At 73.6% G+C, this 23,569-nt stretch carries 21 protein-coding genes; 9 read left to right on the top strand and 12 right to left on the bottom strand.

Annotated features, from left to right (window positions below):
* Nucleotides 1-56: 56 nt before the first annotated feature.
* Both AWH51_RS00460 and purD read right to left on the bottom strand, forming a co-directional pair.
* Nucleotides 57-992 carry a phosphoribosylaminoimidazolesuccinocarboxamide synthase gene (locus tag AWH51_RS00460; RefSeq protein WP_063070179.1) on the bottom strand — a complete coding sequence of 312 codons (936 nt, stop codon included), beginning with the start codon at nt 990-992 and terminating at the stop codon, nt 57-59.
* Nucleotides 989-2,239 carry a phosphoribosylamine--glycine ligase gene (purD, locus tag AWH51_RS00465; protein WP_063070180.1) on the bottom strand — a complete coding sequence of 417 codons (1,251 nt, stop codon included), beginning with the start codon at nt 2,237-2,239 and terminating at the stop codon, nt 989-991. Before purD ends, AWH51_RS00460 begins: the two co-directional genes overlap by 4 nt.
* 365 nt (nt 2,240-2,604) lie before the next feature.
* Here purD and AWH51_RS00470 point away from each other — a divergent pair, with 365 nt between their 5' ends.
* Both AWH51_RS00470 and AWH51_RS00475 read left to right on the top strand, forming a co-directional pair.
* Nucleotides 2,605-2,985, top strand: coding sequence for a sterol carrier family protein (locus tag AWH51_RS00470; protein WP_063070181.1), 381 nt, complete (start codon nt 2,605-2,607; stop codon nt 2,983-2,985).
* A 90-nt stretch (nt 2,986-3,075) separates the two neighbouring features.
* Nucleotides 3,076-3,384 (top strand): hypothetical protein, encoded by a 309-nt coding sequence (locus AWH51_RS00475; protein ID WP_063070182.1) that lies wholly within the window; start codon nt 3,076-3,078, stop codon nt 3,382-3,384.
* A 43-nt stretch (nt 3,385-3,427) separates the two neighbouring features.
* Here AWH51_RS00475 and purF read toward each other — a convergent pair whose 3' ends face one another.
* A complete protein-coding gene (purF, locus tag AWH51_RS00480) occupies nt 3,428-4,888 on the bottom strand; it encodes an amidophosphoribosyltransferase (RefSeq protein WP_063070183.1) in 1,461 nt (486 codons plus the stop codon).
* A gap of 90 nt (nt 4,889-4,978) precedes the next feature.
* Between purF and purM the strand changes: the two genes are divergently transcribed.
* Nucleotides 4,979-6,088, top strand: a complete 1,110-nt coding sequence (purM, locus tag AWH51_RS00485) for a phosphoribosylformylglycinamidine cyclo-ligase (RefSeq protein WP_063070184.1) — start codon at nt 4,979-4,981, stop codon at nt 6,086-6,088.
* A gap of 147 nt (nt 6,089-6,235) precedes the next feature.
* Here purM and AWH51_RS00490 read toward each other — a convergent pair whose 3' ends face one another.
* A complete protein-coding gene (locus AWH51_RS00490; RefSeq protein WP_012037444.1) occupies nt 6,236-6,445 on the bottom strand; it encodes a DUF3073 domain-containing protein in 210 nt (69 codons plus the stop codon).
* 206 nt (nt 6,446-6,651) lie between these two features.
* Here AWH51_RS00490 and AWH51_RS00495 point away from each other — a divergent pair, with 206 nt between their 5' ends.
* Complete coding sequence (locus AWH51_RS00495) at nt 6,652-7,782, top strand: FAD-dependent oxidoreductase (RefSeq protein ID WP_063070185.1); 1,131 nt, start codon at nt 6,652-6,654, stop codon at nt 7,780-7,782.
* Between the two features lie 337 nt (nt 7,783-8,119).
* On the opposite strand, the gene AWH51_RS00500 is transcribed toward AWH51_RS00495, so the two are convergent.
* From AWH51_RS00500 to AWH51_RS00520, 5 genes are all read right to left on the bottom strand, one after another.
* Nucleotides 8,120-8,671, bottom strand: a complete 552-nt coding sequence (locus tag AWH51_RS00500; protein WP_063070186.1) for a DUF3618 domain-containing protein — start codon at nt 8,669-8,671, stop codon at nt 8,120-8,122.
* Complete coding sequence (locus AWH51_RS00505) at nt 8,668-9,087, bottom strand: phage holin family protein (protein ID WP_063070187.1); 420 nt, start codon at nt 9,085-9,087, stop codon at nt 8,668-8,670. Before AWH51_RS00505 ends, AWH51_RS00500 begins: the two co-directional genes overlap by 4 nt.
* Nucleotides 9,084-9,968 carry a hypothetical protein gene (locus AWH51_RS00510; protein ID WP_063070188.1) on the bottom strand — a complete coding sequence of 295 codons (885 nt, stop codon included), beginning with the start codon at nt 9,966-9,968 and terminating at the stop codon, nt 9,084-9,086. The genes AWH51_RS00505 and AWH51_RS00510 overlap by 4 nt, the downstream gene beginning before the upstream one ends.
* 157 nt (nt 9,969-10,125) lie before the next feature.
* Nucleotides 10,126-12,186, bottom strand: a complete 2,061-nt coding sequence (locus tag AWH51_RS00515) for an APC family permease (RefSeq protein WP_063070189.1) — start codon at nt 12,184-12,186, stop codon at nt 10,126-10,128.
* 88 nt (nt 12,187-12,274) lie between these two features.
* Nucleotides 12,275-12,940 (bottom strand): YczE/YyaS/YitT family protein, encoded by a 666-nt coding sequence (locus AWH51_RS00520; protein ID WP_063070190.1) that lies wholly within the window; start codon nt 12,938-12,940, stop codon nt 12,275-12,277.
* Nucleotides 12,941-13,002: 62 nt separating this feature from the next.
* On the opposite strand from AWH51_RS00520, the gene AWH51_RS00525 reads away from it, so the two are divergent.
* The 4 genes from AWH51_RS00525 to AWH51_RS00540 all read left to right on the top strand — a co-directional run bounded on the left by AWH51_RS00525 (nt 13,003) and on the right by AWH51_RS00540 (nt 19,005).
* Nucleotides 13,003-14,451, top strand: a complete 1,449-nt coding sequence (locus AWH51_RS00525) for a PLP-dependent aminotransferase family protein (RefSeq protein WP_063070191.1) — start codon at nt 13,003-13,005, stop codon at nt 14,449-14,451.
* A gap of 160 nt (nt 14,452-14,611) precedes the next feature.
* Complete coding sequence (locus tag AWH51_RS00530) at nt 14,612-15,583, top strand: trypsin-like serine peptidase (RefSeq protein ID WP_063070192.1); 972 nt, start codon at nt 14,612-14,614, stop codon at nt 15,581-15,583.
* A gap of 112 nt (nt 15,584-15,695) precedes the next feature.
* Nucleotides 15,696-17,777 carry a glycogen debranching protein GlgX gene (glgX, locus tag AWH51_RS00535; RefSeq protein ID WP_063070193.1) on the top strand — a complete coding sequence of 694 codons (2,082 nt, stop codon included), beginning with the start codon at nt 15,696-15,698 and terminating at the stop codon, nt 17,775-17,777.
* Between the two features lie 166 nt (nt 17,778-17,943).
* Nucleotides 17,944-19,005: an FUSC family protein gene (locus tag AWH51_RS00540; protein WP_063070194.1), complete on the top strand. Its 1,062-nt coding sequence runs from the start codon at nt 17,944-17,946 to the stop codon at nt 19,003-19,005.
* Here the strand turns inward: AWH51_RS00540 and AWH51_RS00545 are convergent.
* Genes AWH51_RS00545 through AWH51_RS00555 form a run of 3 tightly spaced genes read right to left on the bottom strand, consistent with a single transcriptional unit; the run spans nt 18,978 to nt 20,097 of the window.
* Nucleotides 18,978-19,271, bottom strand: a complete 294-nt coding sequence (locus AWH51_RS00545) for a hypothetical protein (RefSeq protein ID WP_063070195.1) — start codon at nt 19,269-19,271, stop codon at nt 18,978-18,980. The genes AWH51_RS00540 and AWH51_RS00545 overlap by 28 nt on opposite strands.
* An 11-nt stretch (nt 19,272-19,282) precedes the next feature.
* The gene (locus AWH51_RS00550) at nt 19,283-19,681 is read right to left on the bottom strand and encodes a hypothetical protein (protein WP_063070196.1); all 399 of its coding nucleotides are present in this window, start codon (nt 19,679-19,681) and stop codon (nt 19,283-19,285) included.
* A gap of 17 nt (nt 19,682-19,698) precedes the next feature.
* Nucleotides 19,699-20,097, bottom strand: coding sequence for a DUF2256 and DUF3253 domain-containing protein (locus AWH51_RS00555; protein WP_063070197.1), 399 nt, complete (start codon nt 20,095-20,097; stop codon nt 19,699-19,701).
* Nucleotides 20,098-20,287: 190 nt separating this feature from the next.
* On the opposite strand from AWH51_RS00555, the gene AWH51_RS00560 reads away from it, so the two are divergent.
* Entirely contained in the window at nt 20,288-23,554 is a 3,267-nt protein-coding gene (locus AWH51_RS00560; RefSeq protein ID WP_063070211.1) for an efflux RND transporter permease subunit, read from the top strand.
* Nucleotides 23,555-23,569: the final 15 nt, after the last annotated feature.

Consider the following 23,569-nt stretch of genomic DNA (forward strand, 5'->3'; position numbering starts at 1 on the left):
CCCAGCCGCGCGCGTCCACCCGGCGGACGGGCCGACCCGCGGCGGGCACGACCGGCCTAGTGCCCGGTCAGCCGCGCGATCAGCTCGCGGTACCGCGCCGCCGTCCGCTCCACGATCTCGTCCGGCAGCACGGGGGGCGTGCCCGTCCGGTCCCAGTTCGCGGCGAGCCAGTCGCGCACGATCTGCTTGTCGAAGCTGTCGGTGCGGTTGCCGGTCGCGTACGCCTCGGCATCCCAGTAGCGGGACGAGTCGCTCGTGAGCACCTCGTCCGCCAGCGTCGTGATGCCCGTGCGCGGGTCGATGCCGAACTCGAACTTGGTGTCCGCGAGGATCACGCCGCGCTCCTCCGCGATGGCCGACGCGCGGCGGTACACGTCGAGCGAGAGGTCGCGCAGCCGCGCCGCCTCCTCGTGCCCCACGAGCTCCTCCGTGCGGGCGAACGTGATGTTCTCGTCGTGCTCGCCCTGCGGCGCCTTCCAGGCCGGCGTGTAGATGGGTTCGGGCAGCCGGTCGCCCTGCTGCAGGCCGGCGGGCAGCGGGATGCCGCACACGGTGCCGTGCTCGCGGTACTCCTCCCAGCCGGATCCGGCGAGGTAGCCGCGCACGACGCACTCGATGGGCAGCATCTCGAGCACGCGGCAGAGCATCGCCCGGCCGCGGACGGGCTCGGGCACGCCGATGCGCGCGAGGGTCGCGGCGTCCACGAGGTGGTTGGGCACGTCGAGGCGGTCGAACCACCACAGGCTCAGCTGCGTGAGGAGCTCGCCCTTGCCGGGGACGCCCGGCTCGAGCGCGAAGTCGTAGGCGCTCACGCGGTCGGTCGCGACGACGAGCACGTGCGGCTCGCCCTCGAGCGCCCGGTCCTCCGTGTCGTCCATGGCGGGGCTGAAGAGCTCGCGCACCTTGCCCGAGTAGGCGTGCTCCCAGCCCGGCAGCTCCCACTCGGAGGCGTGCCCGGCCGGCACGGCGCCCGTGGGGACCGCGCCGCTCATCGGATGACCTGCGCCGCGATGTCGGTGCGGTGCTGGGCGCCGTCGAGCGATATCCGCCCCACCGCCTCGTACACCCGCGACCGCGCCTCGTCGAAGCCCGCGCCCGTCGCGACCACGCTGAGCACGCGCCCGCCGGTGGCGACCAGCCCGGCGTCGGACTCGGCGGTGGCGGCGTGCGCGATGCTCACGCCCTCGACCCGGCCCGCCTCGTCGAGGCCCGTGATGACACGGCCGGTGCGCGGCGACTCGGGGTACCCCTCGCTCGCGAGCACGACCGTGACGGCCACGTCGTCGGAGAACTCCGGCCGCGGCACGCCGCCGAGCTCGCCGGACGCGGCGGCCAGCAGCAGCCGCGAGAGCGGGGTGACGAGGCGCGGCAGCACGACCTGCGTCTCCGGATCCCCGAACCGCGCGTTGAACTCGATGACCCGGATGCCGTCCGACGTGAGGATGAGGCCGCAGTAGAGCAGGCCGATGAACGGCGTCTGCTCGGCGGCGAGCTTCCGCACGGTGGGGAGCGCGATGGTGTCGATGACCTCGTCGACGAAGCCCTCCGGCAGCCACGGCAGCGGCGAGTACGCGCCCATGCCGCCCGTGTTCGGTCCCGCGTCCCCGTCGCCGAGGCGCTTGTAGTCCTGCGCGGGGGAGAGGGGCAGCACGTCGTGCCCGTCGGAGAGGAGGAAGAGCGACACCTCCTGGCCGGCGAGGAACTCCTCGACGAGCACCGTGCCCTGCCCGAGGTAGTGGCGGGCGTGCTCGAGGGCGAGCGAGCGGTCGGCCGTGACGAGCACGCCCTTTCCCGCGGCGAGCCCGTCGGCCTTGATGACGTAGGGAGCGCCGTACTCGTCCAGCGCGGCCTCGACCTCGTCGACGGTGCCGGCCTGGGCGGCGCGGCCGGTGGGCACGCCCGCCTCCTCCATGATGCGCTTGGCGAAGGTCTTGGACCCCTCGAGCGCGGCGGCGGCGCGGCCCGGCCCGAAGACGGGGACGCCGCGGGTGCGGAGCGCGTCGGCGACCCCGGCCACGAGCGGCGCCTCGGGCCCCACGACGACGAGCTCGAAGCCCTCGGCGAGCGCGTGCTCGGCGACGACGACGGGGTCGTCGATGTCCATCTTCACGACGGGCACGTCCCGCGCGATGCCCGCGTTGCCGGGGGCGGCGACGACCTCGTGCCCCGCGTCCTCCCGGAGCAGGGCCGTGACGATGGCGTGCTCGCGCGCACCGGAACCGAGTACCAGGATCTTCACGCCCCCACCCTATCGACGCGGTGCCCGGCGGACGGGGCTCGCGCGGCGCCCTGCGGAGACGCGCATCCGCGCCCCGGGTGCACGGGGCGCGGACGGCGGGAGGCCGACCCGCCGCGGGTACGGTCCGGGTCGGCTCCCTGCCCCTCCCGACGTCGTTCGGGTCCGTCGGGAGGCGCATCGTCCGATCCGTCGACGCCCGGGAAGGCGGCGGCGGGGGACGCCGTGCGGTGCCCCGCGGGTGATGTCACCGCCGGGCACTTCCATACACGGTAATGGATGTCCCCCTAAATGCGGACTCCTCCCGGCGCCCCACTTGGAGGGGCGCGCGGGGTCGGTGAGCCCGCCGGCTCTGGCATCCTGGGGCGATGGCCAAGGCGCGCATCCACCCCACCGTCGGACAGCCCGCGGTGCGGGCCGCGCTCGCCGCGGGGGCGGACGCCGACCGCGAGACGCGCGCCACCGCCGTGCGCTTCCTGCTCCAGTCGCTGGCCGACCTCGCGCCCGGCGGCACCGTCGAGGTCCGCGTGCCGCCGTTCGGCGCCGTGCAGTGCATCGAGGGGCCGGGCCACACGCGCGGGACGCCGCCCAACGTCATCGAGACCGATCCCGCCACCTGGATCGCGCTCGCCACCGGCGGCCTCGCCTGGGACGCGGGCGTGGAGGCGGGAGCCGTGCGCGCGTCGGGCCTCCGGGCGGATCTCCGCGGCCTCCTGCCGGTGCCGTGGCAGCTGCCCGCCGACCGCTGAGCGGACGCGGCGCCGTCCGCGGGGCGCCCGGTCCGCGCTGACGGGCCACCCGGGTCGCCGGGTGTCCGGGGCGCGGGGGATGATGGACCCATGACCGACGCCCGACCCCAGCCCGACGACGAGCGCCGCACCGAGGTCCTCGTCCGGCGCTCGCCCCGCTACTTCCGCTTCATGGGCGTCGGCGCCGTGCTCGGCATCGTCGTGGCCATGATCCTCACGCTCACGTTCCCCGCCAACGCCGAGTTCTCCGGGGCGCAGGTGCTCGCGTTCCTGGCGCTGTTCGCGGTCGTGCTCTTCGGCGGGCTGGCGGCGCTCCTCGCGCTGCTGCTCGACCGCGCGGCGTCGCGCCGCTCCCGGGTCCTCACGGCCGAGCGGGAGCGGGGCGAGCCGGGCGCCTGACCCGCGTCGCGGATCCGCGCGGCCCGCCCGCCACGCGCCCCGGTCAGCTGAGCTGCGTGCGCTCGAGCCAGGACAGGTACTCCGGCGTCACGTTGCCGGTGATGTACTCGCCCGTGAAGCAGCTCATCTCGAGGTCCTCGACGCCCGTCGACCCCTCCAGGATGGCGTCCCGCATGTCCGCGACCTCCTGGTAGATGAGGTGGTCGGCGCCGAGCTCCTGCGCGATCTCGGGGATCTTCCGCCCGTGCGCGATGAGCTCCTGCCTGGACGGCATGTTGATGCCGTACACGTGCGGGTAGCGCACCGGCGGCGCCGCCGACGTGAAGGTGACCTTGTTCGCGCCCGCCTGCCGCGCCATGTCCACGATCTCGCGGCTGGTCGTGCCACGCACGATGGAGTCGTCGACGATGAGGATGTTCTTCCCCTTGAACTCCGAGCTCATGGCGTTGAGCTTCTGCCGCACCGACTTCTTGCGCTGCGCCTGGCCCGGCATGATGAAGGTCCGGCCGACGTAGCGGTTCTTGTAGAAGCCCTCGCGGTACTCGATCCCGAGCGTCTGCGCGACCTGCATGGCGGACGGCCTGGACGAGTCCGGGATCGGCATGACCACGTCGATGTCGCCCGCCGGGCTGTGCTCCGCGATGGTGGCGGCGAGCCGGTTGCCCATGCGCAGGCGCGCGTCGTAGACGCCGATGCCGGACATGACCGAGTCGGGCCGGGCGAGGTACACGAACTCGAAGGCGCAGGGGATGAGGCGCGGCGTCGGGTGGCACTGGCGCGCGTGCATCTCGCCGTCCATCGTGATGAACACGGCCTCGCCGGGCGCGACGTCGCGCACGATCTCGTAGCCCAGGGACTCCATGACGAGCGACTCGCTCGCCACGACCCACTCCATGCGGCCGCCCTCGAGCTCGCGGCGGCCGAGGGTGAGCGGGCGGATCCCGAACGGGTCGCGGAACGCGAGCATGCCGTGCCCCGCGATCATCGCGATGGACGCGTACGAGCCCTCGACCCGCTCATGGACGCGCTCGACGGCGGTGAACACCTGGTCGGGATCCAGCGCCATGCCGGACACCTGCGACTGCAGCTCGTGCGCGAGCACGTTGACGAGAAGCTCGGTGTCGGAGCTCGTGTTGGTGTGGCGGCGGTCCACGTGGAAGAGCTCCTGCGCGAGCTCCCGCGTGTTCGTGAGGTTGCCGTTGTGCACCAGCACGATGCCGTAGGGCGCGTTCACGTAGAAGGGCTGCGCCTCGTCCTCGTCGGCGGCGCTGCCGCGGGTGGCGTAGCGCACGTGGCCGAGGCCCATCGTGCCGAGCAGCGAGCGCATGTCGCGGGTGCGGAAGGCCTCGCGGACCTGGCCGCTCAGCTTCTTCACGTGGAAGGTGTTGCCCTCCGCGGTGGCGATGCCGGTGGAGTCCTGACCGCGGTGCTGCAGCAGCAGGAGGCTGTCGTAGACGAGTTGGTTGACGGGTTCGGACGATACGACGCCGACGATGCCGCACATGCTTCGGCTGACTCCTGAAGAGTAGAAGAGGTGGGGGAGCGGCCAGTCTCCCACACGGGAGCGACGCGCCCGGCCGCTACTCTGTGTCTCGTGACCACCAAGAGCTCCTATGCAGAGGCCGGCGTCGACACGGAGGCCGGCGATCTCGCGGTCCAGCTGATGAAGGAGGCCGTCTCCCGCACGCACGGCCCCGAGGTGGTCGGCGGCTTCGGCGGGTTCGCGGGGCTGTTCGACGCGAGCGCCCTCACGCGCTTCCGCCACCCGCTTCTCGCGACGTCCACGGACGGCGTCGGCACCAAGGTCGCCATCGCGCAGGCGATCGACAAGCACGACACCATCGGCCAGGACCTCGTGGGCATGGTCGTCGACGACATCGTCGTGGTCGGCGCGCGCCCCCTCTTCATGACGGACTACATCGCGTGCGGCAGGGTCGTGCCGGCGCGCATCGCCGACATCGTCGCCGGCATCGCCCGCGCGTGCTCCGACACCGGGACCGCGCTCGTCGGCGGCGAGACGGCGGAGCACCCGGGCCTCCTCGGCCCGGACGACTACGACGTCGCCGGTGCCGCGGTCGGCGCGGTCGAGGCGGATGCCGTGCTCGGCGCGGAGCGCGTGCGCGACGGCGACGTCGTGCTGGCCCTCGCATCGAGCGGCCTGCACAGCAACGGCTTCTCGCTCGTGCGCCACATCCTCCGCGTCGCGGGCATCGGGTTCGGCGACACGTCCGCCGAGCTCGGCGGCGTGGTGGGCGAGGTGCTCCTCGAGCCGACGCGCCTCTACACGACGCCGCTGCTCGACGTGCTCGCGCAGCCGGAGCTCGGCCCGGCCGTGCACTCCATCAGCCACGTCACGGGCGGGGGCATCGCCGCGAACCTCGCGCGCGTGCTGCCGCGCGGGTCCTTCAGCGAGGTCGAGCGCTCCACCTGGTCGCCGCCTGCCGTGTTCCGCGCGCTGTCGGGCATCGCCGGCTCGACGCTCGAGAGCGCCGAGGGCACGTGGAACCTCGGCGTGGGGATGTTCGTCGTCGTCGACCCGGCCGCCGCCGAGGGCATCGCGCAGGCGCTCACCGCCGCGGGCATCCCGACGTGGGAGGCCGGGCGCGTGGCGATGGGCGAGGCGCCCGCGGGCACCGGGTTCGAGCAGGGCGCGAAGGGCGTGGACGGCGGGGCCGTGCGCCTCACCGGCCGCTACCGCGACTGATCCGCCCGCCTTCGAGGCGCCCGGGACGTCGACAGCCCGCGCCCCGCGTGTGCGGGCACCGGGCGCGACGGCACCGGGCGCACGTGAACGGACCCGCCTCGCGAGGAGACGGGTCCGCAGCTCACCCGGCTCTCGCCGGGGATGGGATCAGGCGCGCTTCTGCTCGTCGCCCGGGACGTAGGCGTCCGGCTCGTCGGCGTACTCGTCCCACTTGGCGGCCTCGGCCGCGTACTGCTCGTCGACCGCCCCGTGGGTGGTCAGCTCACGCTCCAGCTGCGTGTAGTCCACATTGGGACTGAACGACTTCAGCTCTCGCGCGATCTTGGTGTGCTTAGCTTTTTGACGGCCGCGCCCCATGCGAGACCCCCTCACGACTCAGGCCCCGACGGGCGGCGACAACGCTGGAAACAGCGGACAGGGATTGGAGAAAACCTAGGGGCTACCCTAACATGTGGCCTCCGGCGTCCCGGGCGTGTCCTCCCGCCGGACGCTCCTGGCCGCATCGTACGGCTCCGCCCTCCGCACGGGATCCGCGCGGGAGCGGGCGCTAGCCTGGCAGTCCCATGAGCCGCGCACCCGCCGAATCCCAGGTCGTGGTCATAGGTGCCGGGCAGGCCGGCCTCTCCGTGGCGTACCACCTGCAGCGGCTCGGGCTCCGCATGGGCACCGACGCCGTCGTGCTCGACCGCGGGCCGTCCACCGGCGGAGCGTGGCAGCACCGCTGGGCGGCGCTCCGGCTGGGGTCCGCGCATCGCGTCGCCGACCTCCCTGGCATGTCGCAGCTGGGCCTGTCGTTCGCGACGGCCGACCGGATGCGCCCGGCGCGCGAGGTCGTCCGCGAGCACTACGCGCGGTACGAGGAGGCGTTCGACCTGCGCGTCGCGCGGCCGGTCGAGGTCCGGGCCGTGCTCGACGCCGACGTGCCGCCGCCCACGGCCTCACGGCGTCGCGCCGCGCATCCGTCGGACGGCGTGCGGCCGCTCCTCGTCCGCGCCTCCGACGGCGATCGCGTGAGCCGGCTGGTCGTCAACGCCACCGGCACCTGGGGCGCGCCGTTCGTGCCGTCCTATCCCGGGCTCGCGTCGTTCCGCGGTCGCCAGCTGCACACGTCCGGCTACCGCTCGGCGGCCGATCTCCGCGGGCTGCGCGTGCTCGTCGTGGGCGGCGGCACGTCGGCCATCGGGTTCCTGCTGGAGCTGGAGGGCGTCGCGGCGCGCACGATGTGGTCGACGAGGCGCCCCGTCGACTTCCTCGAGGCGGGCGAGCTCGACGTGGAGGCGGCCGTCCGCGCCGTCGAGCTGCAGGACCGGGCGGCACGGGCGGGGGAGGCGCTGCCGAGCATCGTCAGCGGCACCGGCGTGCCGCGCACCCGGCGCATCGCCGCGGGGATCCGCCGGGGCCTGCTCGCGAGCCGCGGGCCGATCGACCGGTTCGAGGAGCGCGGCGTCGTCTGGGCCGACGGCGCGCGTGAGGAGGTCGACGCCGTGATCTGGGCCACGGGCTTCCGTCCCGAGATCCGCCATCTGGCACCGCTCGGGCTGCGGGAGAAGGAGGGCGGCGTGCGCGTCGAGTCCGGTGTCTCCGAGCGGGATCCCCGGCTGTTCCTCGCCGGCTACGGCCCGCAGGCGTCGACGATCGGCGCGAACCGCGCGGGCCGGCGCATCGCGCGGCAGGTCGTCGCCGCGCTGGGCTGAGGGGCGGCGCGCGTCGCCGCGCCGGGCGTCGGGGGAGTCGCGGGGGCCCGCGCCGTCTGCGGGAACTCGCGGCGCGTGCCCCCGCCTCGATCCGGACCTCACGGGTCGGCCCGGACGTCGACCGGCCGGCTCGGTGCGCATCGGCGTCGATGCGTCCGTCGTCCGGTCGGGCCCGCACGACCTCCCGGGGTAAGAGTTCGTGCACCAACGACCCTACATCCGTGTCCCCCTTTTCGAGGACACCCGTCCGTCCGGCGTGGCCCGCGACCTGCCCGGGAGCACGCGCGAGGGGAGCCGGGTCGCGCGACCCGACCCCCCTCCGGAGCGCGTGCGGGGATCAGCCGCGGGCGTCGTCCTGCACGGTGCGCTTCGCGTCCCGCGCGCTGTCCTCGACGTCCTGCGCGGCCGACTGCGCCTCCGACCTGACCGTCTCAGCCGAGTCGCGCGCCGTGCCCGCGACCTGCTGCGCGGCCTGCTGCGCGGGCTCCTTCAGCTCACCCGCCACGTCCTTGGCGGCGTCGGTCGCCTTCTCCACCAGGGGCTGGGCCTTGTCCTTGACGGTCGAGGCCAGCTCCTTCTCCTTGTCGCTCGCGGGGATCAGCGAGGCGATGAGGAGGCCCGCGCCGAACGCGACGAGGCCGAGGCCGACGGGGTTCCCCTTCGCCTTCGCCTTCGCGCCGCCGGCGGCGTCGCCCGCGCGCGACTGCGCGTCGCTCGCGGATCCGAGGACGCTGTCCTTCACGTTGGACAGGGCGCCGCGCACCTTGTCGGTCTGGCGCTGCGCCACCTTCGCGGGCGTGACCTTGTCGGCCACCGCGTCCACGTCGATGCTCAGATCGTTCCGCGTGCGCTCGATCTCCGCACGGATCTGCTCCGGGTTGTCGCTCATCGGTCTGCCTCGTTCCTCTTCATCGCTTCGGGGATCTTCTTCACGCTCTCGGCCGTGCGGGGCGCGCCCTGCACGGTCCTGAGCTGCTTGCGGCCCTGCAGGTACATCACGAGGCCGATGACGGCCCAGACGACGGCCACGACGACCGCGCCCCAGGCCTGGTCGTCGAACAGGTAGCCCAGCCCGACCATGAGGGCGACGGACAGGAAGAACACGGCCATGAGGCCCGCGTATCCCGCGCCGCCCAGGAGGCCGGCGCCCTTCCCGGCCTTCTTGGCCGAGTCGCTGATCTCCGCCTTGGCGAGGGCGATCTCCTGGCGCATCAGCGTGGAGACGTCCTTCGTCACGTTCCCGAGGAGGTCGCCGAGGCTGGTGGTCGCGGCCTTCTCCTCGGAGGGGGTGCGTCCGTCGGTCATGCGCGCGATCCGTCGGTGCGGTCGCCCGCGCCGAAGGTCTCCGTGAGCGGGTCGACGGGGCGCGTCTGGTCGTAGAGCGGGGTGGGGGCGACGGACGCGGTGTCGTCGGCGTCGTCGTACGGTCCGACGCCGAGCGGGTCGTCCGCGCCGAGCTGCGTCGACGGCAGGTCGGAGGCCGCGGCAGCGGGCGCGGCAGGGGCGACGTCTCCGGGCGCGGTGGCGCGCGCGGTCGTCGCGGTCGACGTGCCGGTCGTCGTGGTCGTGGACTCCTCCGCCTCCTTCGCGTCGTGCGCCTCGCTCGTGAGCGAGCGCGCGAGGCGACCGGCGGCGACGCCGGCGACGAGGGCCAGGCCGACGAACAGGCCGGGACGGCGGCGCGCGAAGTCCGTGACGTCCTGGAGGAGCGTGCCCGGGTCGCGGCCCTCGAGGTACGAGGCGGCGCTGCCGGCGCGCTGCGACGCCTGCGCGACGAGCTCGCCGGCGAGGCCGGTGCTCTCGGACCGGTCGCCCATGTCCCGGAGCTCGTCGCTGAGCGTGCGGAGGCTGCCGGCGGCGCGCTCCTGCTGGACGCCGGTCTGCTCGCGGAGCTGGTCGCGCGTCTGGGCGACGAGGTCCTGCGCCTGCGCCTTGGCCTCGGACGCGACCTTGCGGGTCTCGTCCTTCGTGACGCCGGCGACGTGCTGCGTGCCGGCCTTGGCGTCGTCGGCCACGCCCGCGGCCTGCTCCTTCGCGGTGTCCGCGGTGCTGCTGGTGCTGCTGCTGGCGGTCGTGCCGGTGGTCCCGGTCGTGCCCAGGGTGGACGCGGGGGCGACGGCCGGGTATGCGTCGTCGGCGGCGGATCCACCGCTCACGGGCGACGCCGGTCGGAGGTCGTTCGACATGTGGTTCCCTCTCGGTTCTCGTGGGGTTCGAGCTGCCGCAGGGCTCGGGCCCTGCTGTCTGCCACAGAACTCCGGGAGAGGGGGAAGTGCATAGGGGCTTGCCCCAGAAAGCTAGCGCCCTAATGATTTGCACGCGCGAGCATGCGCCTGCGTTGCGCTACGGCGTCTCGCGACCGCTCGTGTGCTTCACGGGCGTGGGCGGCGGCGGCCCGGGCCGGCGGCTGACCGGGCGCACGGGCTCCCCGCGACGATCCTGTCCGGGGACGGGCCGAGAGCGGCGGCCGTAGATGATCTCGGACGAGTCGAGCAGCCACGGCACGAGGGCGAGCGTCACGCCGTGCACGAGGAGCAGCTTCTGGCGGATCCGCCGGGCCTTGTGGTTGTGCAGCAGCGTCTCCCACCAGTGGCCGACGATGTAGACGGGCGTGTAGACCGTGATGATCTCGCTGCCGTGATCCGCGCGACGCGACTTCAGGTACTTGATGAGCGGGAAGCTGATGTCCCGGTACGGCGAGGCGACGATGCGCAGCGGCATCTCGATCTCCATCTCGACCCACTGCCGCTCGAGGAGCGTCGTCGCCTCGTCGTCGACGGACACGTGCACCGCCTCGATGCTGTCGTGGTTCGCGGCGATGGCGTAGTCGAGGGCCTTGAGCACCGGCTTCTGCATCCGCCCGACCAGCACCACCGCGTGGTCGCCCGTGGAGCCGAAGACCGTGACGGGGTCGACCTCGATCTCCTTCTCGACGTCGCGGTAGTAGCGGTTGACGCCGAGCATGAGGAGGAACAGCACCGGCATGATCGCGAAGACGAGCCAGGCGCCGTGCGTGAACTTGGTGATCGTGACGACGATGAGCACGAGCGCGGTGAGCAGCGCGCCGAACGCGTTGATGGCGAGGCCGCGGATCACCTCGCCGCGGTTCGCGCAGCCCTCGCGGAGCATGCGGGTCCAGTGCACGACCATGCCCGTCTGCCCGAGGGTGAACGAGACGAAGACGCCGATGATGTAGAGCTGGATGAGCTGCGTGAGGTTCGCCTGGTAGACGACGAGGATGAGCGTCGCGCCGAGCGCCAGCAGCAGCATGCCGTTGCTGTAGACGAGGCGGTCGCCGCGCGTGAGGAGCGACTTGGGCGCGTACGCGTCCTTCGCGAGCACGGAGCCGAGCAGCGGGAAGCCGTTGAACGCGGTGTTGGCCGCGAGGAGGAGCACCGCCGCGGTCGTGGCCTGCAGCAGGTAGAACATCACGCTGCCGCCGCCGAACGTGGCCGCCGCGACCTGCGCCATGAGGCTCTTCTGCGGCTCGGTGGCGCACTCGGCCCAGCCCTGGAGGTCGCACGGGTGCTCGCCGTAGTGCACGCGGGCGATGAGGGCGAGGGTGGTGAGGCCCACGAACAGGACGATGGCCGTGCCGCCCATGATCACGAGGGTGGCCTGCGCGTTCTTCACCTTGGGGGTGCGGAACGCGGGAACGCCGTTGGAGATGGCCTCGACGCCGGTGAGCGCCGAGCATCCGCTCGAGAACGCGCGCAGCAGCAGGAGGATGAACGCGACCTGCGACAGGGTCGGGGTGTCGACCGTGTAGGCCGCGGACTCGGCGACGGGCGGGTCGCCGAGCGCGGTGCGGACGAGGCCCACCACGATCATGACGCCGACGCTGCCGATGAAGAGGTACGTCGGCACGGCGAAGGCCTTGCTCGACTCGCGCACGCCGCGGAGGTTCACGGCCGCGAGGAGCGCGACGAAGAAGACCGCGATCTCGACGCGGAACGGCGCGATCTCGGGGACCGCGCTGATGATGTTGTCGACCCCGGAGGCCACCGACACCGCCACCGTGAGGATGTAGTCCACGAGGAGCGCCGACGCGACGACGAGGCCGGCCTTCTCGCCGAGGTTCTTGTGCGCGACCTCGTAGTCGCCGCCGCCGGACGGGTAGGCCTTGATGAGCTGGCGGTAGCTGAGCACCACGACGACCAGCAGGATCACGACGCAGGCCGCCACCCAGGGCGCGAAGCTGAGGAACGCGAGGCCGCCCAGCGTGAGGATGAGGAGCAGCTCCTGCGGCGCGTAGGCCACCGAGCTGAGCGGGTCGCTCGCGAAGATGGGGAGCGCCAGGTGCTTGGGGAGCAGCTGGCCCTCGAGCTTGTCGCTGGCGAGCTTCTCGCCGATGAGCAGACGTTTGGCGGGACTGCTCTCGGGAGCCTGGGGGTCCGGAGTCACGAGCGGCCACGATACATGGCGACGCGCCCGGGACGCGACGGAGCGGGGAGCGGGCCGTGAGGCCGCTGGATCCGCGTCGCCGTGCGGACTAGCCGGCCGTCGTGACGGGTCCCGTCGAGAGGGTGCCAGCCGGGTCGGCGGGGGCGGCGTCGCCGCGTCGCCGACGCCGCTCGCGGACGGGGACGGGGAGGTCGAACAGGGGGAGCGTGCGCTGGACGATCGGGCCGATCAGGAGCGCGAACGCGAGCGTGCCGAGGCCCACGTCGCCGCCGAGCGCCCAGCCGATCAGGAGCACGACGAGCTCGATGCCGACGCGCACGCGCCACACCGGCCAGCCCGTGCGGCGGTGGATCCCCGTCATCAGCCCGTCGCGCGGGCCCGGCCCGAAGTGCGCGCCGATGTAGAGGCCGGTCGCGATGCCGAGCAGGACGAGTCCCGCGGCGAAGAGGGGGATGCGGAACCCGAGGCTGTCGACGGCCGGCACCACCGCGAGCGCGAACTGCGCGCTGTAGCCGACGAAGAGGACGTTGAGGACGGTGCCCCAGCCCGGGCGCTGGCGGATGGGGATCCAGAGCAGGAGCACGAGCGCGCCGATGATGTTCGTGACCAGCCCGAAGGGGAGGCCCGTGCGCAGCGTCACGCCCTGGCTGAGGACGTCCCACGGCGAGACGCCGACGGCGGCCTGGAGCATCATGCCGATGGCGAAGCCGTAGAGGAAGATGCCGACGGCGAACTGGACTGAGCGACGGAGCATGAGGGAGATCCAATCGCGTCGCCGGTTGCGGGACAAGGTGCCAATCGCCAGGCTGTGGCCTCATGACCCGCTCTGGATCCGCGCCCTCCGCCGTGCTCGGCCCGACCGCCCTCACCGCGCTGCTGGGGGAGTGGACCCGGCCCGGCAGCCCGGCCTACCAGGCGCTCGCCGACGGGATCCGCCGCCTCGTGCTCGACGGCCGCGTGCCCGTGGGGGCGCGCCTGCCCGCGGAGCGCGAGCTCGCCGCGTCGCTCGGGCTCAGCCGCACGACCGTCGCGGCGGCCTACGCGGCGCTCCGCGGGACCGGCCACCTGGCGAGCCGGCGCGGCTCCGGCAGCGTGACGCGGATCCCGCGACGCGCGCCCGACGCCCGGGGGGAGGGGCGCGAGGTCGCCGACATGAGCCGCGCAGCCGTGCCCGCCGCGCCCGGTCTCGCCGAGGCCGCCATGCGCGCGGCGGCCCGGCTCCCCGCGCACCTCGACGGGCACGGCTACGACGTGGATGGGCTGCCCGAGCTGCGCGAGGCGATCGCCGCCCGCTACCGAGCCCGCGGCCTGCCGACCGAGGCCGACGACGTGCTCGTCACCGTCGGCGCGCAGCACGCGATCGGGCTCCTGGCGTCGGTGCTGCTGCACCGCGGCGACCGGGCGCTCGTCGAGCAGCCGAGCTACCCGCACGCGATCCAGGCCCTGCGCGACGCGGGCGCGCGCCTCGTCGGAGCGGGCGTCGGCGCCCACGGTTGGGATGAGGACGTGCTCGAGCAGACGATCCGCCGCACCCGTCCCGCGCTCGCCTACCTCATGCCCGACTTCCACAACCCGACGGGCCGCACGATGCCGGAGGGCCAGCGCGCGCGGGTCGTGGCGCTCGCCGAGGCGCACGGCGTGACGGTCGTGGCGGACGAGACCACGGCCGAGCTCGACATCGACCGGGCGGAGGCGCATCCGCCGCTGGCCGTCCACGGGTCGCCGGGCGCCGTCGTGCTCGTGGGGTCGGTGGGCAAGACGGTGTGGGGTGGGCTGCGCGTGGGCTGGATCCGCGCCGGCCGGCCGCTCCTCCGGGAGCTGGCCCGCGCGCGCTCGGCCCGCGACCTCGGCACGCCCGTGCTCGAGCAGCTCGTGGTGGCGGAGGTGCTGGGCGGCATGGACGGGATCCTCGCCGAGCGCCGCGCGCGCCTCCGCGAGACGCGGGACCACGTCGAGGCCGAGCTCGCGCGGCGCTTCCCCGGCTGGGAGGTGCCGCACGTCGACGGCGGATTGGCGGTGTGGGTCGGGATCGGAGCGCCCGTGAGCACGGAGCTGGCGCTCGCCGCCCGGGCGCGCGGCCTGTCGATCACGGGCGGGAGCCGGTTCGGGCACGACGGCGCGTTCGAGCGGTTCCTCCGGATCCCCATCACGTCCCCGCCCGCCGCCACCGACCGCGCGCTCGACATCCTCGACGAGGCGTGGCGCGGCCTCGCCCCCGTCGCAGGGCTCGGGCGCGACGTGGAGGACCGCTCGATCCTCGTATGAGGAGCCGACCGCCCTGGGGAGGCGGCCGATGGCGCGGGTGCGGCCCGCGGTAGCGTTCCGGCATCCGTGCGACCTCCCGCGAGCGGCGTTCGTCCCGATGTCCCGTCTCGACGGGCCCCGGCGGAGGGTCGCCAGCCGACCGATCCTGGAGGAACAACTCATGCGCATCCGTCCGCGATCCACCCCCGTCTCGACCCCGTCGGCGGCCGCCGGCCGACCCCGTCACGCGTTCGCCGCGCTGGCGCTCGCCGGCGGGCTCGCCGCCGCCGGTCTCGCCGTGCCGTCGTCGGCGTCCGCCGCGCCCGTCGCCGACGGGTCCGTCGTCGTCCCCGCATCCGTCGATCAGGCCGCTGCCGCCACGCACTGGACGCCCGCCGCCCGTGCCGCCGCCCTCGCGGCCGATTCGCCGACCGCCGCCGGGTCCGCCTCGGCCTCGGCCTCCGCCCTGTCCACGTCGGAGGACGGGAACGCCGCGGCCTCCACCCCGGTCCCGCACCCCGACCAGCCGTTCGTCGGCGTCCTCTTCTACGTGTCGGGCGGGCGGAACCACGCCTGCACCGCGAGCGTGGTCGACACCCCGGAGGGCGACGCGATCGCGACCGCCGCCCACTGCCTCGTCGACCGGCGCACCGGTGCCGCGACCACGCTGGCCACCTTCATCCCCGGAGCCCAGGGCGCCACGGCGCCCCACGGCATCTGGCCGGTGCGCGTCGCGGCCGTCTCCTCCTCGTGGACCACGACGGGCCGCGCCTCCGACGACGCCGGCTTCGCGCGCGTCAGCGGGCCCGCGGGCGAGGTGCTCGCGGCCCAGGTCGGCGCGGCCGAGCCCGTGTTCGGGACGCCCCTCGTGCCGGCGACCGGGGAGGCGCCGCGCCTCGCGATCCTCGGGTACCCGGCCGCCGGATCCGCCACGGCCGCGCTCGAGGCGTGCGCCGGCCGTCCCCAGCACGACACGGGCGGCCAGACGTCCCTGCCGTGCGCGCTCGGGAAGGGCGCGGCCGGATCCCCGGTGATCACGGCGGCCGGCGAGCAGCGCTCCGTCGTCGCGCGTCCCTCCGCAGGCCGCGGCGTGCTCCTCGCCACGTGGGGCGCCGAGGCGCAGTGCGCCTTCTCCTCCCTCCAGGGGCGGTAGTGGATGCCCGGGCAGCGGTCCGCCGTAGCCGCCGAGCGCCGGTCTCGGACCGCTGTCTGGGTAATCCCCTTCGTGCACGAACGGGTTGGGCGGGCACGAGCATACTGAAGCCGTGACCATCGACCTGCCTCCCATCAGCCGCTCCTACATCAGCCGTCCGTACCCGCTCGGCGCCACCGTCGTGGCCCGCGACGGCGGACTGCCCAGCGGCCTCAACGTCGCCGTGTACTCCGAGACCGCGGAGGCCGTCGAGGTCTGCGTGTTCGACGAGTCCGGCACCGAGACCCGCACGCGCCTCTCCGAGCGCACCGGCCACGTCTTCCACGGCCTCGTCGAGGGCGCCGGCATCGGCACCCGCTACGGCCTCCGCGTGCACGGCGAGTGGGACCCGTCCCGCGGCCTCCGCCACAACCCCGCGAAGCTCCTGCTCGACCCGTACGCCATCGCGATCGAGGGGCACCCCACCTGGGGCGAGGACGTCTTCGCGCACACCTTCGACGATCCGTCCGTCATGAACGAGGCCGACTCCGCCGCCTCCATGCCCCGCTCCGTCGTGGCGGACCGCCGCTTCGACTGGGAGGACGACGAGGCCCCGCGCACGGCGTCGGACGAGACCGTCGTCTACGAGGTCCACGTCAAGGGCTTCACCGAGCGGATGGAGTCGGTGCCCGAGGAGATCCGCGGCACGTACGCGGGCCTCGCGCACCCGTCGGCCATCGAGTACCTCACCGACCTCGGCATCACGAGCGTCGAGCTCCTGCCGGTGCACCACTTCATGCAGGACTCGCACCTGGAGGAGAAGGGACTCCGCAACTACTGGGGCTACAACTCCATCGGCTTCCTCGCGCCCTACTCCGACTACAGCTCCGCGGGCGACGGCGGGCAGCAGGTCGTCGAGTTCAAGGAGATGGTCAAGGCCCTGCACGCCGCGGGCCTCGAGGTCATCCTCGACGTGGTCTACAACCACACCGCCGAGGGCAACCACATGGGCCCGTCGCTGTCGCTCAAGGGCATCGACAACGCCTCCTACTACCGGCTCATGGAGGGCGACGAGGCGTCGTACTTCGACACCACCGGCACGGGCAACAGCCTCAACGTCGGGCACCCGGCGGCGCTCGCGCTGATCATGGACTCGCTCCGCTACTGGGTCGAGGAGATGCACGTCGACGGCTTCCGCTTCGATCTCGCCACGACGCTCACGCGCCAGGACGGCGACGCGGAGCTGCACAGCGCGTTCCTCACCCTGATCCACCAGGACCCGGTGCTCGCGCCCGTGAAGATGATCGCGGAGCCGTGGGACACCGCGGGCTACCAGGTCGGCGGCTTCCCCGCGGACTGGTCGGAGTGGAACGGGAAGTTCCGCGACGACGTGCGCGACTTCTGGCACAGCGGGCAGAACGTGCTCGGCGCGCTGGCCCAGCGGATCACCGGCAGCCCCGACGTGTACGAGTCCGGCCGCCGCTCGCCGCTGTGCAGCGTGAACTTCATCACGGCGCACGACGGCTTCACGCTCGCCGACCTCACGTCGTACGACGCGAAGCACAACGAGGCCAACGGCGAGGACAACAACGACGGCGAGAGCGACAACCGCTCCTCCAACGCCGGCGTGGAGGGCCCGACCGACGATGCCGAGGTGAACGCGATCCGGGACCGCCAGCGCCGCAACATGCTCGGCACGCTGCTGCTCTCCTCGGGCATCCCGATGGTGCTCGGCGGCGACGAGATCGCGCGCACGCAGGGCGGCAACAACAACGCCTACTGCCAGGACAACGAGATCTCCTGGTTCGACTGGGAGAACGCGGACCGCGAGCTGCAGGACTTCACGCGGAAGCTCATCCGCCTGCGCCGCGGCAACCGGGCGCTGCGCCCCATCTGGTTCCGCGGCGACGACGTCGAGGGCGCCGAGGAGGCTGTGCGCTTCATCCGCGCCGACGGGCAGACCCTGAACCCGGAGGACTGGACGGACCCGAACGCGTTCAGCATCGGCGTGATCATGAAGGGCCGTGACAGCGACGCGTTCTTCGTCGCGTTCAACGCGGCCGAGGGCCCGGTCGAGTTCCAGCTGCCCTCCGGGCTCGGCGTCTCGTGGCACCTCGCCATATCGTCCGACTCGGAGCAGAACACGGACGAGGACGCGACCAGCATCCTCGTGCGCGACCGCTCCTTCACGGTGCTGCGGGCCGCGCGCTCCTAGCCGCCCCGCCCGCACGACGGGCCGATCGACCACGCGCCCCCGGGAGACCGGGGGCGCGTCGTCGCGTCCGGACCGGGGCGCGCGGGCGGCGCGCGTCGGGGACGCGCGCGCGAGGGGCGTACCGTGGACTGCCCCGTTTCCTCTCCCGGGGAGATCGGATGGCCGCGTGCCCGCATCGCCCGCCCCACGGCCGTCGTCCACCCGCACGCTCGACCTCGAGGCGGCGATGCGCGCGAGCGTCGGCCTCCTCGTGCCGCTCCTGGTGCTCCTCGCGATCGGCCGGCTCGATCTCGCGCTCTACGCGTCCTTCGGCGCCTTCACCGGGTTGTACGGCCGGAACGAGCGGTACCGGTTGCGGCTCGCGAGCGTGGGCGCCGGGGCCGCGATGATGCTCGTCGCCATCGCCACGGGCGTCGTCCTGTCGCTCGCCGACGCGCCCCTCGCGCTCGAGGCGGCGGGCCTCGTCGTCGTGCTCGGCGGGGCGTCGCTCGTCTCGACGGCGATGAGCCTGGTGCCGCCGCATCCGCTGTTCCCCGTCTTCGGGCTGGTGGTGTGCGCGGCCGTGCCGGTGGATCCGGCGCAGGCGCGCGACGCGCTCGTGACAGCCGTGGCCGCGATCGCGTTCTCCGCCGGCGTCTGCATGTCGGGCTGGCTGCTCCGCCGCTGGGCGCCCGAGGCGCACGCCCACCGCTTCCGGGCACTGCCGCGGATACCCGTGCGCGACGCCGCCGTGCACCGCGATCCCGCCGCGTGGACCGCGGTGGCCGCCAACGTCCTCGGCGCGCTGGTGGCGGGCGGGATCGCCGTGGCGCTCGGGCTGGGCCACCACTACTGGGCGGTCGTGACCCTGGTGGCCGTGCTGCCGGTCGTCCGCGGGCCGCTGTCGTTCACGCGCGTGGCGCACCGGGTGCTCGGGACGCTGGCCGGCGCGGTGGTGGCCTCGGGCATCCTCGCGCTGCACCTGCCGGCGCCCGCCGTGATCGCGGTGGCCGTGGCCTGCCAGTTCGCGGCCGAGCTCGCGGTGGGGCGGCACTACGGGCTGGCGCTCGTCTTCATCACCCCGCTCGCGCTCGTGATGGGCGGCCTCGGCCGGACGCTGCCCGTGCTGCCGCTCGTGACGGACCGGGTGGTCGACACGCTCGTGGGCGCGGCCGTCGGGGTGGCCGTGATCCTGGTCCTGCGGGCGCTCGCCGCCGGGCGTCAGCGGCGCGCAGCCGGCACCGCGTAGCGGCGGAGGAGGCAGACGATCCCGCCGGTCAGCGCGAGCGCGGCGACCGCGCCGGCGAGGACGGCGCGGCGGACGAGGGCCTCGTATTCCGGCGACGTCGGCGTGCCGAGGTCCGGCTGCGGGAGCCGGTCGACGAGGACCGCGCTCTCGAAGAGGGCGGCGAGCGCCGTCGGAGCCGCCGCCGCGAGGATGACGAAGCAGAGCACGGCGCCGGTGAGCAGCAGGCGGTCACGGGGTCGTGACGGGCGTGCGGCCGGGGCGGACATGGTGCGGCGGCCTAGGGGAGGACCGTGGTGCTCCACCCGTACAGGTGGCCGTTCGCGCCGAAGACGTTCCAGCCGCCGGCGCAGGTGACGGTGGCCGGGTCGATCTTCGGCGGCCACCAGGTGTCCTCGATGGTCGACATCTGCAGGTCGGTGCAGCCGCCGGGTGCGGGCGCGGCCTGCCCCGTCTGGACGGCGACGATGCTGCCGGCCTTCGCCTCGGACTTGGTGCGGATGAGGGTGCCGTCGGCCGGGATCCACGTCGGCAGCGCCGTGCCGATGGCGGTCTGGGCGTCCGCCGTGGTCGCGTAGATCTCGGTCGTGGGCGCCGTGAACTGCGCGCTGGCCCCGCATCCGGACAGGAGCGCCGCGCTCGCGACGGCGGCCAAGACGGTGAGGGTCGGTCGATGCATCCCCCTAGTGTGCCTGGTCAGCGCCGACGGCGGATGCGGATGGGCCCACGGGCGGTGGAGGGATCGACGACCGAGCCCTTCTGGGTGATCTCGACCTCGCCCGCGTCCACGAGCCGCCGGGCGGCGCGGCGGGCGGGTTCCATCAGGTCGCGCCAGTCGTCGGGCGACTCGGCCCGGGCCGCCTCGGAGGGGCAGATGGTGGCGCCGCCGGCGCGGTGCGCGAGGAGGTCGAGGATCCGCCGCTCGAGCGCGGCGTCGACGTCGGAGACCCCGCGGCGCCGGCACGCGTCGCTGCAGAAGCGCACCTGGTCCCAGTCGCGCTCCCACTTCCTGCGCCACTCGATGGTGCGACCGCACGAGGCGCAGGTCTTGGGCTCGGGGACCGCGTCCCTGGTCGTCGATGCCCGGTGTGCCATCCCCCCAGCATGCTCCGTGCGGCCGGGCATCGGCCGAGCGCGGCGCCTCCCGTTCGAAAACCCGTCGCGAACGGGGGATCTCCCGGTCGCGGATGCGATACTCCTCACGACGGGGCGGGTTCCCGGTGCGGGCGATCAGCGGTCCGAGCGACCGCCGCCCCCGCGGCCCGCATCGCACAAGGAGCACCCCCTGCATCTCCTCTCCGTCTTCAGCCTCCGCAACCGGGCGCTGATCGCGCTCGTCACGATCGTCATCGGGGTCTTCGGCGGCATCGCGCTGACGACGCTCAAGCAGGAGCTCATCCCGTCGGTGTCGTTCCCGCAGCTCGCGGTGGTCACGGCGTATCCGGGCGCATCGCCCGCGGTCGTGGACACCGACGTGTCGACGCCCATCGAGCGCGCGATCCAGGCGGTGCCGGGCCTCGAGTCCTCCACCGCGACCTCGCGCACCGACTCGTCCGTCATCTCGGCCTCGTTCACGTACGGCACCGACCTGGCGACGGCCGAGCAGAAGATCGACCAGGCCATCAACCGGATCCGCACCACGCTGCCCGACGGGATCGACCCCGTGGTCATCGCGGGCAGCATCGACGACCTGCCGGTCATCCAGATCGCGGTGACGAGCGACCTCAGCCCGCAGGACCTCACGGCCGCGCTCGAGCGCTCGACCCTGTCGGACATCCGCAAGCTCGACGGCGTGCGCGACGCGAGCCTCCTCGGCACGGTCGGGCAGCGCGTGGTCATCACGCCGGATCCCGCGAAGGTGCAGGCCGAGGGCCTCTCGAACCAGGCCATCCGCGACGCGCTCGACGCCAACGGGAAGCTCCTGCCCGCGGGCTCGGTGACGGAGGACGGCACCACGCTGTCCGTGCAGTCGGGCACGCGCCTCGGATCCACCCAGGACCTCGCCGCGCTGCCGCTGCTGGGTGCGACGGGCGGCCGCGCGCTCACGATCGGCGACGTCGCCAAGGTGGAGCTCGGCCAGGATCCGACCACCGGCATCTCGCGCGTCGACGGCCAGCCGTCGCTCACCATCGCCGTCACGAAGACGCCGGCGGGCAACACGGTCGACGTGTCGCACCTCGTCACGGAGCTCCTGCCGCAGCTGTCACAGGACCTGGGGAACGGCACGGAGTTCACGGTCGTGTTCGACCAGGCGCCCTTCATCGAGCAGTCGATCTCGAGCCTCACCACGGAGGGCCTGCTCGGCCTCGTGTTCGCCGTGCTGGTGATCCTCGTGTTCCTGCTGTCGATCCGGTCGACCATCGTCACCGCGATCTCCATCCCGGCGTCGGTGCTCATCACCTTCATCGGCATGCTCGCCTCGGGCTACACGCTCAACATCATCACGCTCGGCGCGCTGACCATCGCGGTCGGGCGCGTCGTGGACGACTCGATCGTGGTGATCGAGAACATCAAGCGGCACCTCTCCTTCACGCCCGACCGGCTCGAGGCGATCCGCGCCGCCGTGAAGGAGGTCGCGGGCGCGGTCACGGCGTCGACCGCCACGACCGTCGCGGTGTTCCTGCCGATCGCGCTCGTGGGCGACATCACGGGCGAGCTGTTCCGGCCCTTCGCACTCACGGTGACGATCGCGCTCGCCGCGTCGCTGTTCGTCGCGCTGACCATCGTGCCGGTGCTCGCGTACTGGTTCCTGCGGCCGGAGGGGGAGTCGCGCCGGGCGCGCCGCAAGGCGGCCGCCGCCGCATCCGCATCGACCTCCGCCGTGGAGGGCGCCGCCCGCACGGGAGCCCACGCCGCGATCGCCGGCCCCGTCGACGACCGCGAGCTCGCCGACCGGCCGGCCCGCGGATCCCACGCCGCGCACGACGAGGGCGAGGGGATGGGCGCGCCCACGCGCCTCCAGCGCGGCTACCTGCCGATCCTCGCCTGGACGCTCAAGCACTCCGCGGTCACGCTGGTGCTCGCGATCCTCGTGCTCGGCGGCACGGTCGCGCTCATCCCGAGCATGAAGACCAACTTCCTCGGCGACAGCGGGCAGAACACGCTGACCGTCTCGCAGGAGCTGCCGAGCGACACGAGCCTCGAGGCGCAGGACACCGCCGCCACGAAGGTGGAGCAGGCGCTCATCGGCGTCGAGGGCGTCGACACCGTGCAGACCTCGATCGGCTCGGACAGCACGTCGCTGACGGCGGCGTTCAGCGGCGGCGGCGGGATCACGTTCGCGCTCACGACCGACTCGGACGCCGACCAGGACGCCATCCGCGAGCGCGTGCGCTCCGCGGTCGACGGCCTCACCGACGTGGGCGACGTGTCGCTCGCGGCGGCCTCCGGCGGGTTCTCGTCGAGCGACATCGCGGTGCAGATCACCGCGAACGACGCGGACGACCTCAAGGCGTCCGCCGACGCGATCCTCGCGGCCGTGAAGGACCTGCCCTCCATCGAGCAGGCCACGAGCAACCTCTCGGAGACGCAGCCGTTCATCGCCGTGAACGTGGACCGGGCCAAGGCCGCGGCGGCCGGGCTCAGCGAGCAGGCCGTGGGCGGCATCGTCACCGCGAGCCGGCTGCCGGCCTCGGTCGGGCAGGTCGTGATCGAAGAGAAGACGCTGTCCATCTACATCCAGGACCCGGACGCCGCGCAGAGCCTGCAGGGGCTGCGCGACTTCCGGATCCCCACCGCGCGCGGCCTCGTGCCGCTCAGCGACCTCGCGACCGTCGAGGTCACCGACGGGCCCGCGACCGTGACGACCACGGGCGGCTTCCGCAGCGCCACCGTGAGCGCGACGCCGGGCAGCGACGACGTGGGCTTCGCCTCGTCCGAGGTGTCGCGGGCCGTCGCCGACGTGCAGCTGCCGGCCGGCGCGCAGGCGTCGCTCGGCGGCGTCGCGTCGCAGCAGTCGAACGCGTTCGGGCAGCTCGGGCTCGCGGTGCTGGCGGCGATCCTGATCGTCTACATCATCATGGTGGCGACGTTCCGGAGCCTCATCCAGCCGCTCGTGCTGCTCGTCTCGGTGCCGTTCGCGGCGACCGGCGCGGTGCTGCTGCAGGTGGTGACGGGGATCCCGCTGGGCGTCGCGTCGATCATCGGCCTGCTGATGCTCGTCGGCATCGTGGTGACGAACGCGATCGTGCTCATCGACCTCGTGAACCAGTACCGGACGCGCGGGCTCGAGCTCCGGGAGGCGATCCTGCAGGGCGCGTCGCGGAGGCTGCGGCCCATCCTCATGACGGCGCTCGCGACGATCTTCGCGCTGCTGCCGCTCGCGATCGGCCTCACCGGGCACGGCGGGTTCATCTCGCAGCCGCTCGCGATCGTCGTGATCGGCGGCCTGCTGTCGTCGACCGTGCTGACGCTCGTCGTGCTTCCGTCGCTGTACTCGCTCGTGGAGCGGGCGGGGCTCAGGATCCGGGCACGGGGCGAGCGCAGGCGCGGCGAGCGCGGGCTGCCGGTCGGTGGATCCGCGGCGACGACCGAGGGCGGCACGGCGAGCTGATCCGGCTCCCGACCC

The organism is Clavibacter tessellarius (assembly GCF_001618005.1).
Lineage (GTDB): Bacteria > Actinomycetota > Actinomycetes > Actinomycetales > Microbacteriaceae > Clavibacter > Clavibacter tessellarius_A.